Raw genomic sequence first — 14,000 nt, 5'->3', positions numbered from 1 at the left:
GTAAAATATGAAACTTCATTTTGAACCTAATCTTGACTATCAGATGCAGGCAATTGAGTCTGTATGCGATCTATTTCGTGGTCAAGAAGTTTGCCGCACAGAGTTTACTGTGACGATGAAAGCTCCGTCGCTGAGTTCAGACCAGTTTAGCGTGACACAGCCTGAGCAGTTAACGTTAGGAATGGCCGAATCTGATCTTGGTGTTGGTAATCGTCTGACTCTACTTGACGATGAACTACGCCAGAATTTGGTTGATGTCCAATTTCGTGAAGGATTGCCACCATCAGAAACATTAACCTCCGGAGACTTTACGGTTGAGATGGAGACGGGGACGGGTAAGACTTACGTTTACCTGCGTACAATATTCGAGCTAAACAAGCGATACGGTTTTAGTAAGTTCGTAATAGTAGTCCCTTCGGTGGCAATTAAGGAAGGAGTCTATAAGACTCTGCAAATGACAGAAGAACATATAAAAGGACTCTACGCAGGTGTTCCTTTTGATTACTTTCTGTATGACTCCAGTAAGCCTGGTCCGGTACGTAATTTTGCCACCAGTTCAAATGTTCAGATCATGGTGGTCACGGTGGGGGCTATTAACAAAAAAGATGTTAATAATCTCTACAAAGAGAACGAAAAAACAGGTGGCGAAAAGCCAATTGATCTGATTAAGGCTACTCGACCTATTGTCATTGTTGACGAGCCCCAAAGCGTGGATGGGGGTCTTGAAGGACGTGGTAAAGAAGCTCTGGATGCCATGAACCCACTGTGTACGTTGCGTTACTCTGCCACCCATGTGAATAAACACCATATGGTATTTCGTCTTGATGCGGTGGATGCCTATGAACGCAAACTGGTCAAACAGATTGAGGTGGCCTCAGCAACCGTGGAAGATGCGCATAATAAAGCATTTGTACGCCTGATCTCAGTTGCTAATAAACGAGGAACTATTAGTGCCAGAATTGAGCTGGACATCAATACCGCCAGTGGTGTGAGGAGGCAAGAACATACCGTATCTGATGGTGACGATCTTGAACAGCTCACCAAGCGCCCAATTTATGCGGATTTTCGTGTCGGCGAAATCAATACTGCAAAGGGTGAAGAATTTATGGAGCTGCGCTATCCCAGCGGTGAGATATTTTTGAAGCCAGGGCAAGCATATGGTGATGTAGATGCGTTAGCTGTGCAGCGCGAGATGATACGACGCACAATTCGCGAACATTTAGATAAGGAAAAACGGTTACGTCCGTTAGGCATTAAAGTATTGAGTCTGTTCTTTGTCGATGCTGTAGAAAAGTACCGCCAGTATGATGCGGACGGCAATCCAGTAAAAGGCGATTATGCGCGAATTTTCGAAGAAGAATATCGCCGTGCTGCCAAATTGCCTGCTTATCAGAGTTTGTTCTCCGAAATTGATTTGAATTCTACCGCAGAAGAAGTTCATAACGGCTATTTTTCACGAGATAAGAAAGGCCGCTGGACCGATACGGCAGAGAACAATGCGGGCAATAGAGAGAATGCTGAGCGAGCATATAATCTGATCATGAAGGAAAAGGAAAAGCTACTTTCCTTTGATACACCGCTTAAATTTATCTTTTCCCACTCAGCTCTTAAAGAGGGCTGGGATAATCCAAACGTTTTTCAGATTTGCACGTTGCGTGACATCCAAAGTGAGCGCGAACGTCGTCAAACTATTGGTCGTGGACTACGTTTATGCGTTAATCAGAACGGGGAGCGTGTACGTGGTTTTGAGGTTAATACTCTAACTGTTATAGCTACCGAAAACTATGAACAGTTTGCTGAAAACCTTCAGAAAGAAATTGAGGCGGAAACAGGCATACGTTTCGGTATTGTCGAGAAACACCAATTTGCTCTTATAGCTGTTGTTACGCCTAATGGACAAACTTCCCCTATGGGGCTTGAGCAATCTAAAGTGTTATGGGAATACCTGAAAGCGGCGGGACATATTGATGCAAAAGGAAAAGTTCAGGACTCCTTGAAACAAGCTCTAAAGGAAGGTTCTTTAGCCTTACCAGCCGAGTTTGAAGCACAAAGAGGACAAATTGCAGAAGTGTTGCGCAAAGTGTCAGGTCGTCTTGAGATCAAAAATGCCGATGATCGTGAACCAGTACCTCTACGTAAAGGAGCGGATGGTAAAGCTATCTATCTTAGCGATGAGTTTAAAGCGCTGTGGGATCGCATCAAGTATAAAACCACCTATCGTGTACAATTTGATAACGCTAAGCTGATAACCGACTGTATTAATGCCTTGCAAAAAGCGCCTGCCATCGCCAAAGCGCGTTTGCAATGGCGAAAGGCTGATATTGCTATTGGTAAGGCTGGAGTTCAAGCTACGGAGAAAGCAGGGGCCTCGACGGTTGTATTAGATGAAGCAGATCTTGAACTACCAGATATTTTAACGGAGTTACAGGATCGTACTCAGCTGACCCGTCGTACGATCATCAATATTTTGACTGGAAGCGGGCGTCTGGATGACTTCAAGCGTAATCCACAGCAATTTATCGAATTAGCAGCTGAAATAATCAATCGTTGTAAACGACTAGCCTTAGTGGACGGCATTAAATATCGGATGTTAGGTGAACAGCATGTTTACGCACAGGAACTATTCGAAAAAGAGGAACTTACTGGTTATCTCCAGAATATGTTAATGGACACTCACAAGTCGATTTATGAACATGTAGTCTACGACTCAACTACAGAACGGGACTTTGCTGATGCGCTGGAGAAGAATGATGCAATTAAACTTTATGCCAAATTGCCTGGCTGGTTTAAAGTTCCTACTCCACTAGGTAGTTATAACCCAGATTGGGCTGTACTTGTCGAGGAAGATAATGAGCAGCGTCTCTATTTTGTGGTAGAAACCAAAAGCAGCCTCTTTGCGGACGACTTGCGTGATAAGGAAAGTGCTAAGATCCTATGTGGCAAGGCTCATTTCCAGGCTCTTGCTATGGAAAGTACAGGACTTAATGAGAATCCGGCTCGTTATATAGTGGCAAGTTCCGTTGGTGACCTCATGGTTGAAGCCTCTAAGGATAGCTAGTTGTGATAATTTTCTATAGCCCTAACGGAAATCTACTACAGGAAACAATCCAGTTGGGTGGTAAAGAAATTATCTACGAAGGCTAGCATAATCGACGTCTATCCGCAGTAGCTTGATTAACAATCAAGCTACTGCGGATATTATAATTATTCCTTTACCACATACCAACCATACCAGCGGGTAATTCCTAAAAAACGCTATAACCAAACTTCAATCAGATTGCATTCCATAAAACCAATGCAACTTAATTATTATCTTACAATCGGTTTTTTATGGATATCTGCTTCACTCTATTAATGCGCTAGTCACTCGAGAAAATAAACCAATACTAATAAAAAATCACTTTAGGATAATCATGCCTAGACAAAAACAATCTTAGTAAGAGGTAATTATTTAGAAGCTTATTATAATCACCACTGGCTATCATCTCAAATATTAATTAAGATACCTAGCTTCTCTTAACACGTTGGAATTCTTCATTATCAGCATAGGTTGATAGTATTTTTTTAACCCACTCCTGATTATATAAATATCCATCGAATCCCTCCACATACCCACAATATTGACCTTTAAAGCTCTTATCTATACCGTTCGGTCTCACGTCATAAAATTTCCAGAATTTAGCATGAGTACTCAGATTGAAGTCTTTATGTTTTTTATGAACCATTTCGACTACTTTACTAGGTTTAAGTTTGAATTGATTCTCTACACCTTTTATGAAAGCTATACCTGAATCTAATTTCTCTAACTCCTCTTCAGAAAGGTTACTGACATTGATAAATTCTATGGCTATATCTGAATTTGATGCTTTTTTTTCCGACAAGAGGAACCAATAGTGCTCTGAGCCTGAATTGTTGGCTTTCAATGATCTCATCCGAAAGATCTTTTTTAAAGTCATCAATGAATTTTTTCACAACGCCAAAATTTTTTGATTGTAATCTTTTTAGAGCATCAACTTGGGCTTGCTGTGACATTCTTGTAAGTTGCATGGCAAGAGATAAATTTACCATCAGTGCATGATCATCACCAAACTCCTTTTCAAGAATATCCTCGAAGTTGTTAATGGCCGCCTGACACTCTCCAAATGTTAAAGTATCAATTTCGGGTAATCCTCTGTGTTCAATTATATTTCTTAATCCAATCAAAAATTGAATATTTATTTTCTCCGGCTTAGATTCTCCCGGCCAATAATTTTCACAACATGTTTTTAATTCCCAAGCTTTTTCTTCACCATCAATAATTTTTGTGGTGCCATCTTCATTTAAATAGGAATATTTTACACCTTTCTTTGCATAAATAGCGTGAAATAGAGCAGTAAAAGCAATAGTAATATTAACAATAAATCCATGAGTTTTAAATTCAGTGAATGGATTATTATAGGTTGCAACAGCAAGTAGCGCAAATTCTCTAGCCTTTTTTAGATTAAGACTGCGTTCACTTTTCACTGTTTCAACATTTTTTTGGCTATGAATATTTCTAAAGTCCTCTTTACTTAAATATTTGATACCTGATGAGGTGTAATGTTCTCCATCTCGGGAGACGTATCTATTCCATTTTTTTACAGGGTAAGTTTTACAAGTTGGTATTGTCCATCCTGTAGCACCTGCTAATTCTTGAATTGTAAATAACTCTTGGTTATTTTCTTTACTAACCAAAAAATCAAATGCCAGATCTACTTTATGAAACTTATCCATAATGCCTCTTAATATTTTCTGATAGGATTTTACTATTGTTATCAATAGTAAATTTATTTTTATCAAAACCATCAAATTTGTAACAAGCAAGAAATAACTTTGAAAAAAATTAATTGCTTGCCAAATTATTATCACCCACGCTACCGCAATGAGAGCTAAGATATGTCTCACCACCCTGTATAAAAAAACATATTAATATACATATCAATCCATTGACCATGTATACCACTAAATTATCTTTGAATCCCCCCCGAGGCTTCTCCCAATATCCTGTTCTACATTAACGCTAGATCCATCCCTCCATTCACCACCACATTGACCCAATCCCACCCTATATCATCGCAATCAATCGGAACATTGACAGAACTCACAAAATAATAGTCGCTTCATAGTTCCTATAACGTAAGTCAATCGAATTCCAAGTACTATGCGCATAGCTACTACTGCATGTTAGTCCATTGTCAATTTTGCAAAATCAAACGGGCTAACACCCTTCATCCTATTCGCATCCAGATAATCAGCCCACCATTGCAACATCAGCCTCCTCTCCCCCAGATGCTCTGCCTTGTGAATGTAGGCCGCACGCACAGAGTTACGTTCCTGGTGACTCATCTGACGCTCCACTGCATCTCTCGACCACAAACCAGATTCAATCAATGAGCTACAAGCCATCGTCCTGAAACCATGCCCGCACACTTCCGTTTTCGTGTCATAGCCCATTACTCGCAGAGCCTTGTTCACCGTGTTCTCACTCATGGGTTTACGCGGATCGTGATCGCCAACGAAGATCAGCTCTCGATTCCCACTCATTTTTTTGATCTTTTCCAGAATGGCTAGAGCCTGCCGCGACAAGGGAACAAGATGTGGAGTCCGCATCTTCGAACCACGCTGAGAATGCTTAACTCCTTCCAGTGGCTCACGCTCGCCCGGAATCGTCCACATGGCCGTTTCAAAATCGACTTCTGGCCAGCGAGCAAAGCGCAGTTCACTCGAACGAATGAAGACCAGTAAAGTGAGTTCCACTGCCAACCTAGTTAACGGTCTGCCAGAGTAGTGATCAATGCGATGAAGTAGTTCAGGAATGCGATTAAGCTCTAGTGCAGCGCGATGCTGTCTTTTCGCCGTAGCAACCGCACCGGCAATCTCTTGAGCGGGGTTGTAGTCGATTAAGCCGCTCTGCACAGCAAAGCGCATAATCGCGGTAGTACGCTGCTGTAAACGAGCCGCAACTTCGAGTCGTCCGGAAGATTCCACCGCTTTGATGGGTACAAGAAGATCCCGTGTCTTCAACTCAGCAATGTTCCGCTTACCGATAGCAGCGAAGAGATTATCTTCCAGGCTTTTCAATACACGAGCGCTATGCGATGCCGACCATTTCTGGTTGCTGGCATGCCAGTCTCTGGCAACCACTTCAAACGTTATCGCCTCTTGTTCCTGCTCTACTTTAACTGCTTTCTTGTTCTTAATGGGATCGACACCATTAGCTAACAGCTTACGGGCTTCGTCCCTGCGTGCCCGGGCATCCGCCAGCGAGACTTCGGGATATTTCCCCAGCGCCAGCATCTTCTCTTTGCCGCCGAAGCGATAACGAAGACGCCAATATTTGGAACCGTTAGGGTGAACCAGCAAAACCATGCCATCACCATCAGTCAGTTTATAGGCTTTTGCTTCCGGCTTTGCCGAACGAACCTTCACATCACTCAGAGCCATGATGAGTATCCTTTCAAGGGTTCTGTATGGGTACAAACATTATCGAACCGGGATATACCCGCAGTTGTACCCGCATCAGTAAGTTGATGTAGATTGAATCAGGTTGACTTAGGTTGAGTGAAAAAGCGAGGAAAGCCTTGCGGATACTGGATTTCAGGCACAAAAAAAGACGTCCGTTGACGTCTATTGATGTTCCGATGGTGCCGAAGGCCGGACTCGAACCGGCACGTATTTCTACGGTTGATTTTGAATCAACTGCGTCTACCGATTTCGCCACTTCGGCACTGAAGGGATACGGAAACGTTGTGGATTATACCTGTCGATAGCCGCCATGCAAGCAGCAGCGTGTCTCCGCCACGCTAAGTGTCGAAAAAAACAGCGCCCGGCCTGCTCAGGACCGTCTCACGTCACATTTTCCTTCTCTCCTGCCCGACAAGTTTCCCCCCGCTCGACCTCTCCTTCCCCTTCCCTCTTCGATTACCCCGTCTACCTGCCTCCTTCTGCCAAGCGTCGCTCCGCCCCATGCTCTACACTTTCTGTTTATCTACGCCAAACCAAGGAAATCGTGATGAGCACAATTAAAAGCTACGCCGCCAAAGAAGCGGGCGCCGATCTGTCGCTGTGGGAGTACGACGCAGGCGAACTCCTGCCGCAAGATGTCGAAGTGCAGGTTGAATACTGCGGCATCTGCCACTCCGACCTGTCGATGATCGACAACGAATGGGGCATGTCGAGCTATCCGCTGGTTGCCGGCCATGAGGTGATTGGCCGCGTGGCGGCGCTGGGCAGCGCGGCGCAGGATAAAGGGCTGAAGGTTGGCCAGAAGGTGGGCATCGGCTGGACGGCGCGCAGCTGCGGGCACTGCGATGCCTGCATCAGCGGCAACCAAATCAACTGCCTCGAAGGCTCGGTGCCAACCATCATCAACCGCGGCGGCTTCGCCGACAAGCTGCGCGCCGACTGGCAGTGGGTGATCCCCCTGCCGGAGAGTATCGATATCGAATCCGCCGGCCCGATGCTGTGCGGCGGGATCACCGTCTTTAAACCGCTGCTGATGCACCACGTCACCGCCACCAGCCGCGTGGGCGTCATTGGTATCGGCGGCCTCGGCCATATCGCCATTAAACTGCTGCGCGCCATGGGTGCCGAAGTCACCGCCTTCAGCTCCAACCCGGCGAAAGAGCAGGAAGTGCTGGCGATGGGCGCCGATCGGGTGGTCAACAGCCGCGATCCTGAAGCTTTAAAAGCGCTGGCTGGTCAGTTTGACCTGATCATTAACACCGTGGCGGTAGATCTCGAATGGCAGCCGTACTTCGAAGCGTTGGCCTACGGCGGCAACTTCCATACCGTCGGTGCGGTGATGAAGCCGCTGCAGGTCCCCGCCTTTACCCTGATTGGCGGCGACCGCAGCATCTCCGGTTCGGCCACCGGCAATCCGTCCGAGCTGCGTAAGCTGATGAAGTTTGCCGGGCGCAGCAAAGTGGCCCCCACCACCGAGCTGTTCCCGATGTCGCAGATCAACGAAGCGCTAAAACACGTGCGCGAGGGTAAAGCCCGCTATCGCGTGGTGCTGAAAGCCGACTTCTAACCCCCCCTTCTCCGCCGGGCGGCGCGTCTGCCCGGCCTGTTCCCTCGGCCGACGTCCGCTGAAGGTTCATTAAACGGTCATCTCCCCGCCATCCCCTTGCAGTCATTCGTTCCCACAATCCGGGCTTCCATAAACGCCTGAACGAGACGTCTGCCACCATGAGAAAAACCTGGCTCCCCTGGCTGATACTGTCGCCTTCCCTGCTGTTTTTACTGCTGTTTACCTGGTTCCCGCTGGGCCGCTCGGTGTACGACAGCCTGTTCGACACCCGCATGGCCAGCGACGGCGCGCCGTTCGTCGGGCTGGATAACTTCGTCCGTCTGTTCGCCGATAACGTCTTCTGGCAGTCGCTGCTCAACAACCTGCTCTATATCCTGCTGACCGTGGTCCCCGGCGTAACGCTGGCCCTGCTGCTGGCGGTGGCACTGAGCGAAAACCACCGTGTTAACCGCTGGCTGCGCACCGCCTTCTTCTTCCCGATGATTATCCCGATGGTCAGCGCCGCCGCGCTGTGGCTGTTTATCTTTATGCCCGGCCTCGGCCTGCTCGACCACTATCTGGCGAAGCTGTTCGGACCAATGAACAACAACTGGCTGGGGCGCAGCAACAGCGCCCTGCTGGCGCTGGCGTTGATCGGCGTATGGAAGTTCGCCGGCTACTACATGCTGTTCTTCCTCGCCGGCTTGCAGAGCATCCCGGCCTCAACGCGCGAAGCGGCGATCATGGAAGGCGCCACCCGCAGCCAGGTGTTCTTTAAGGTCACCCTGCCGCTGCTGCGCCCGACCCTGAGCTTCGTCATCACCACCGCGCTGATCTACTCCATCACCCAGATTGACCACGTGGCGGTGATGACCCGCGGCGGGCCGGACAACGCCACCACCGTGCTGCTCTACTACATCCAGAATCTGGCGTGGGATACCCACGACCTCGGCAAAGCCTCCGCCGCCACCTTCCTGACCCTGGGCGGGCTGTTCGCCTTCTCGCTGCTTAACCTCAAACTGCTGGAGAAAGGAGCCCACTATGAGCGCTGAAGCCTCGCCGCTGGTTGTTCGTTCGCCGGTCGCCTCATCCCCGCTGTGGCTGCGCCTGCGTCGCTCGCAGCCGTTCACCCTCAGCGTGCTGATGTGCTGCCTGGCCCTGCTGTGGGTCAGCCCGTTTATCTGGATGCTGGCCACCGCCTTCAGCGCCACCACCTTCGGCGAGGATATGGCCTCGCTGCTGCCGCGCCTGCCGCTGACGCTGGATAACTTCCGCGACGCCTGGGCCAGCGCCGACTGGCTAAGCCTGTACGCCAATACCCTGATCTTCACCTTCGGCACCTTCTTCGTGCAGCTGTTGACCATCACCACCGCCGGCTATGTCTTCGCCTGCCACCAGTTCCGCGGCAAGCAGACCCTGTTCCTGCTGTTCCTCGTCCAGCTGATGATCATGCCGGTGGTGATGATGGTGCCGAACATGCTGACCCTGAAGACCTTCGGCCTGCTCAACACCCTCACCGGGGTGATGATGCCCTACTTCACCTCGGCGTTCGGCGTGTTCCTGATGCGCCAGGCGTTCCTCGCCATCCCCAAAGAGCTGGAAGAAGCCGCCCTGATGGAGGGCTGCCGCTGGTGGCAGGTGCTGTTCCGCGTGCTGCTGCCGATGTCCTGGCCGTCGGTGCTGGCCTTCGCCACCGTCAGCATTACCTACCACTGGAACGAGTATCTGTGGCCGCTGATGATGCTCAACGATCCCGATAAGCAGGTGCTGACCGTGGGGCTGGTCTCCTTCGCTATGGGCGCCGAATCCGGCGGCCAGTGGGGCACCATCGGCGCCGGGACGCTGATGGTCTGCCTGCCGCTGATGCTGGCGTTCATCCTTTTCCAGAAACAGTTCCTGCGAAGCTTCGGCTTCTCCGGGATCAAATAAGGAGTTATCTATGCTGTTAGCCCAGATTTCCGATACCCATTTCCGCAGCCACGGGCAGAAGCTGTACGGCTTTATCGACGTCAACGCCGCCAACGCCGACGTGGTCTCCCAGCTCAACGCCCTGACGGAGCGCCCGGACGCGGTGGTGGTCAGCGGCGATATCGTCAACTGCGGCCGCCCGCAGGAGTACGAAGTTGCCCGCCAGATCCTCGGCAGCCTGAACTATCCGCTGTATCTGATCCCCGGCAACCACGACGATAAAGAACTGTTTCTCGAATACCTGCACCCGCTGTGCCCGCAGCTCGGCAGCGACCCGCAGAACATGCATTACGCGGTGGACGACTTCGCCACCCGCCTGCTGTTTATCGACTCCAGCCGCGCCGGCACCTCCAGCGGCTGGCTGACGGACGAAACCATTAAATGGCTGGAGGCCCAGCTGTTCGACGGCGGCGACAAGCCGGCGACGGTGTTTATGCACCACCCGCCGCTGGCGCTGGGCAACGCCCAGATGGATCCCATCGCCTGCGAAAACGGCCATCGCCTGCTGGCGCTGGTGGAGCGCTTCCCTTCCCTGACGCGCATCTTCTGCGGCCATAACCACAGCCTGACCCTGACCCAGTATCGCCAGGCGATCATCTCCACCGTGCCGGGCACCGTCCATCAGGTGCCCTATTTCCACGAGGACCGCCGCCCGTACTACGACCTGTCACCGGCGTCATGCCTGATGCACCGCCAGGTCGGCGAGCAGTGGGTCAGCTACCAGCACGCGCTGAGCCACCACGCCGGGCCGTGGCTGTATGACGAAAACATCAGTTGCCCAACGGAAGAGCGCTAATCCTCATGCTTAGTTTGCAAAACATCAGTAAGCGTTTTGACGGTAAACCGGCCCTCGACGCCCTCTCCCTCGATATTCACGAAGGCGAGTTTGTGGTGCTGGTCGGCCCCTCCGGCTGCGGCAAAAGCACCCTGCTGCGCCTGCTCGCCGGGCTGGAGCCGGTGAGCGAGGGGGAAATCTGGCTGCACGACCAGAACATCACCGCCCTGTCGCCGCGCGAGCGCAACTTCGCGATGATCTTCCAGAACTACGCCCTGTTCCCGCACCTGTCGGTACAGGACAACATCACCTTCGGCATGAAGGTGCGCAAAGAAGATAAGGCCAGCTGGCAGCCGCGGGTCGATAAAGTGGCGCAGATGCTGCAGCTGGAAACGCTGCTGGACCGCAAGCCGGCGAAGCTCTCCGGCGGCCAGCGCCAGCGGGTGGCGATGGCCCGCGCCATCGTGCGCAACCCGCGGCTGTTCCTGATGGACGAGCCGCTCTCCAACCTCGACGCGCGCCTGCGCAGCGAAGTGCGCGACAGCATTATGGATCTTCACCAGCAGCTGAAAACCAGCACCGTCTACGTCACCCATGACCAGACCGAGGCGATGTCGATGGCCGACCGCATCGTGGTGATGAACGGCGGCCACGTCCAGCAGGTCGGGCGGCCGGAGTACCTCTACGCCCATCCGGCCAACCTGTTCGTCGCCGGGTTTATCGGCTCGCCGGCGATGAACCTGCTGTCGCTGCCCTGCGCCGACGGCGAGGTACGGCTCGGCGACCTGCGCCATCCGCTGCCGTCGCGCTATCGCGACGAGCCCCGGGTCTGGTTCGGCATTCGTCCGGAACATATCAGCGATCGCGTGGAGGAGGGCCACATGCGCCTCTCTGCCACCATGCTGCAACGAGAACTGATGGGAGCCGATTACCTGCTCCACGTCAGCACCCCCATCGGCACCCTGCGCTTTAGCCGCCGCCATCGCGGCGCGGTGCCGGAGAAAGGCGACACGCTGACCCTCGGCTTTTCGCCCGGGGATATTCATCTTTTTCATGCTGAGCAACAGCACAATTTACTCCAGGAGATTGACCATGCTTAAAACCCTGACAGCCGTCGGGCTTTCGCTTGCCCTCTGCGGCACGGCGCTGGCGAAAGAGAAGATCGATTTCATGTTTCCGGCGCCGGTAGACGGCAAGCTGACCATGGAGATGACCCGCGTCATCAAAGCCTTTAACGATTCGCAGCAGGATGTCGAAGTGCGCGGGATCTTCACCGGCAACTACGACACCACCAAGATCAAAGCCGAATCGGCGCAGAAGGCCGGGCAGCCGCCGGCATTGGTGATCATGTCCGCCAACTTCACCACCGACCTGGCGCTAAAGGATGAGATCCTGCCGATGGACGAGCTGTTCCGCTATGGCGATCAAAAAGCGGGGGAGTTCCTGGTCAACGAGTTCTGGCCGGCGATGCACAAGAACGCCCAGGTGATGGGCACCACTTACGCGATCCCGTTCCATAACTCGACGCCGATCCTCTACTACAACAAAACGATGTTCGAGCAGGCCGGGATCACACAGCCGCCGCAGACCTGGGCCGAACTGCTGGCGGATGCCAAAAAGCTGACCGACGAGAGCAAAGGTCAGTGGGGGATCATGCTGCCGTCGACCAACGACGACTACGGCGGCTGGATCTTCTCGGCGCTGGTACGCGCCAACGGCGGAAAATACTTTAACGAAGACTATCCCGGCGAGGTCTACTACAACGCGCCGACCACCATCGGGGCGCTGCGCTTCTGGCAGGATCTGATCTACAAAGACAAAGTGATGCCCTCCGGCGTCCTCAACTCGAAGCAGATCAGCGCCAGCTTCTTCTCCGGTAAGGTGGGGATGGCGATGCTCAGCACCGGCGCGTTGGGCTTTATGCGCGAGAACAGCAAAGATTTTGAGCTCGGAGTGGCGATGCTGCCGGCGAAAGAGCAGCGCGCGGTACCGATCGGCGGCGCCAGCCTGGTGAGCTTTAAAGGTATCAACGACGCGCAGAAGAAAGTGGCCTATCAGTTCCTGACGTATCTGGTGAGTCCGCAGGTCAACGGCGCATGGAGCCGCTTCACTGGCTACTTCTCGCCGCGCAAAGCCGCCTACGATACGCCGGAGATGAAGGCCTATCTGCAGCAGGATCCGCGCGCGGCAATTGCTCTGGAGCAGCTGAAGTACGCCCATCCGTGGTACTCCACCTGGGAGACCGTCGCCGTGCGTAAAGCGATGGAGAACCAGCTGGCGGCGGTGGTTAACGACGCCAAAGTGACGCCGGAAGCGGCGGTGCAGACGGCGCAGAAAGAGGCCGACGCGCTGATGAAGCCCTACGTCGACAAAACCGCCCTTGCTGAGGTGAAGTAAGCTCCCTTGTCGCTCCGGCGCCTCTCCCCGGTGGCGCTATGCTTACCGGGGCTACTGACCAGCGCCGCACCGTCGCCCGGGCAAAGGGTTTACCCCGCCACCCGGGAACGTGCTCCCCCGCTAGCGCTGCGCTTACCGGGGCTACTGACCAGCGCCGCACCGTAGCCCGGGCAAGGGGTCTACCCCGCCGCCCGGGAACCTCTCCGCTGGCGCTGCGCTTACCGGACTACTGACCGGCGCCGTACCGTCGCCCGGGCAAGGGGTTTGCCCCGCCGCCCGGGAACCTCCCCGCTGGCGCTGCGCTTACCGGGGCTACTGACCAGCGCCGTACCGTCGCCCGGGCAAGGGGTTTACCCCACCGCCCGGGAACGTGCTCCCCGGTGGCGCTGCGCTTACCGGGGCTACTGACCAGTGCCGCACCGTAGCCCGGGCAAGGGGTTTACCCCACCGCCCGGGAACCTCCCCGCTGGCGCTGCGCTTACCGGGGCTACTGACCAGCGCCGTATCGTCGCCCGGGCAAGGGGTTTGCCCCGCCGCCCGGGAACCTCCCCACTGGCGCTGCGCTTACCGGGGCTACTGACCAGCGCCGTACCGTAGCCCGGGCAAGGGGTTTACCCCGCCGCCCGGGAACCTCCCCGCTGGCGCTGCGCTTACCGGGGCTACTGACCAGCGCCGTACCATAGCCCGGGCAAGGGGTTTGCCCCGCCGCCCGGAATAAATATGCATAAATGGTTAATACGGATTTAAAATCTGTCTCACGTATTTCCCTATCGCCAGCAATAAAGTGCGGACGTGGCGTCACGACCTTTCCCTTACACCTGTCTCTTGAGC

General features: G+C 52.9%; 9 protein-coding genes and 1 tRNA gene. 7 read left to right on the top strand and 3 right to left on the bottom strand.

The window, feature by feature from the left end:
* Window positions 1-7: 7 nt before the first annotated feature.
* Complete coding sequence (locus MC50_RS11255; RefSeq protein WP_047663880.1) at window positions 8-3,058, top strand: type III restriction-modification system endonuclease; 3,051 nt, start codon at window positions 8-10, stop codon at window positions 3,056-3,058.
* Between the two features lie 764 nt (window positions 3,059-3,822).
* Here the strand turns inward: MC50_RS11255 and MC50_RS11250 are convergent.
* The 3 genes from MC50_RS11250 to MC50_RS11240 form a co-directional block, all read right to left on the bottom strand.
* A complete protein-coding gene (locus MC50_RS11250; protein WP_223306652.1) occupies window positions 3,823-4,752 on the bottom strand; it encodes a DUF3644 domain-containing protein in 930 nt (309 codons plus the stop codon).
* 450 nt (window positions 4,753-5,202) lie between these two features.
* Window positions 5,203-6,462, bottom strand: coding sequence for a tyrosine-type recombinase/integrase (locus tag MC50_RS11245; protein WP_047663878.1), 1,260 nt, complete (start codon window positions 6,460-6,462; stop codon window positions 5,203-5,205).
* 198 nt (window positions 6,463-6,660) lie between these two features.
* Window positions 6,661-6,745: transfer RNA gene (locus tag MC50_RS11240), tRNA-Leu, on the bottom strand.
* A gap of 285 nt (window positions 6,746-7,030) precedes the next feature.
* Here MC50_RS11240 and ahr point away from each other — a divergent pair.
* From ahr to MC50_RS11205, 6 genes are all read left to right on the top strand, one after another.
* Complete coding sequence (gene ahr, locus MC50_RS11235; RefSeq protein WP_032689737.1) at window positions 7,031-8,050, top strand: NADPH-dependent aldehyde reductase Ahr; 1,020 nt, start codon at window positions 7,031-7,033, stop codon at window positions 8,048-8,050.
* Between the two features lie 158 nt (window positions 8,051-8,208).
* On the top strand, window positions 8,209-9,081 hold the full coding sequence (locus tag MC50_RS11225) for a carbohydrate ABC transporter permease (RefSeq protein ID WP_047663876.1): 873 nt from the start codon (window positions 8,209-8,211) through the stop codon (window positions 9,079-9,081).
* Window positions 9,071-9,958 carry a carbohydrate ABC transporter permease gene (locus MC50_RS11220; RefSeq protein ID WP_032689739.1) on the top strand — a complete coding sequence of 296 codons (888 nt, stop codon included), beginning with the start codon at window positions 9,071-9,073 and terminating at the stop codon, window positions 9,956-9,958. Before MC50_RS11225 ends, MC50_RS11220 begins: the two co-directional genes overlap by 11 nt.
* Before the next feature lie 10 nt (window positions 9,959-9,968).
* Window positions 9,969-10,793, top strand: coding sequence for a phosphodiesterase (locus MC50_RS11215; RefSeq protein WP_047663874.1), 825 nt, complete (start codon window positions 9,969-9,971; stop codon window positions 10,791-10,793).
* Window positions 10,794-10,798: 5 nt separating this feature from the next.
* Window positions 10,799-11,872: an ABC transporter ATP-binding protein gene (locus tag MC50_RS11210; protein ID WP_047663872.1), complete on the top strand. Its 1,074-nt coding sequence runs from the start codon at window positions 10,799-10,801 to the stop codon at window positions 11,870-11,872.
* Entirely contained in the window at window positions 11,865-13,169 is a 1,305-nt protein-coding gene (locus MC50_RS11205; protein WP_047663870.1) for an ABC transporter substrate-binding protein, read from the top strand. The genes MC50_RS11210 and MC50_RS11205 overlap by 8 nt, the downstream gene beginning before the upstream one ends.
* Window positions 13,170-14,000 lie beyond the last annotated feature (831 nt).

It is taken from the genome of Klebsiella planticola (assembly GCF_000783935.2).
Taxonomy (GTDB): domain Bacteria; phylum Pseudomonadota; class Gammaproteobacteria; order Enterobacterales; family Enterobacteriaceae; genus Klebsiella; species Klebsiella planticola.
This window is presented reverse-complemented; position numbering and strand designations above follow the sequence as displayed.

Excerpts from the sequence above, each read along its gene's own strand:
- MC50_RS11255 (WP_047663880.1), top strand. The coding sequence starts at position 8 with ATGAAACTTCATTTTGAACCTAATCTTGACTATCAGATGCAGGCAATT.
- MC50_RS11250 (WP_223306652.1), bottom strand. The coding sequence starts at position 4,752 with ATGGATAAGTTTCATAAAGTAGATCTGGCATTTGATTTTTTGGTTAGT.
- MC50_RS11245 (WP_047663878.1), bottom strand. The coding sequence starts at position 6,462 with ATGGCTCTGAGTGATGTGAAGGTTCGTTCGGCAAAGCCGGAAGCAAAA.
- ahr (WP_032689737.1), top strand. The coding sequence starts at position 7,031 with ATGAGCACAATTAAAAGCTACGCCGCCAAAGAAGCGGGCGCCGATCTG.
- MC50_RS11225 (WP_047663876.1), top strand. The coding sequence starts at position 8,209 with ATGAGAAAAACCTGGCTCCCCTGGCTGATACTGTCGCCTTCCCTGCTG.
- MC50_RS11220 (WP_032689739.1), top strand. The coding sequence starts at position 9,071 with ATGAGCGCTGAAGCCTCGCCGCTGGTTGTTCGTTCGCCGGTCGCCTCA.
- MC50_RS11215 (WP_047663874.1), top strand. The coding sequence starts at position 9,969 with ATGCTGTTAGCCCAGATTTCCGATACCCATTTCCGCAGCCACGGGCAG.
- MC50_RS11210 (WP_047663872.1), top strand. The coding sequence starts at position 10,799 with ATGCTTAGTTTGCAAAACATCAGTAAGCGTTTTGACGGTAAACCGGCC.
- MC50_RS11205 (WP_047663870.1), top strand. The coding sequence starts at position 11,865 with ATGCTTAAAACCCTGACAGCCGTCGGGCTTTCGCTTGCCCTCTGCGGC.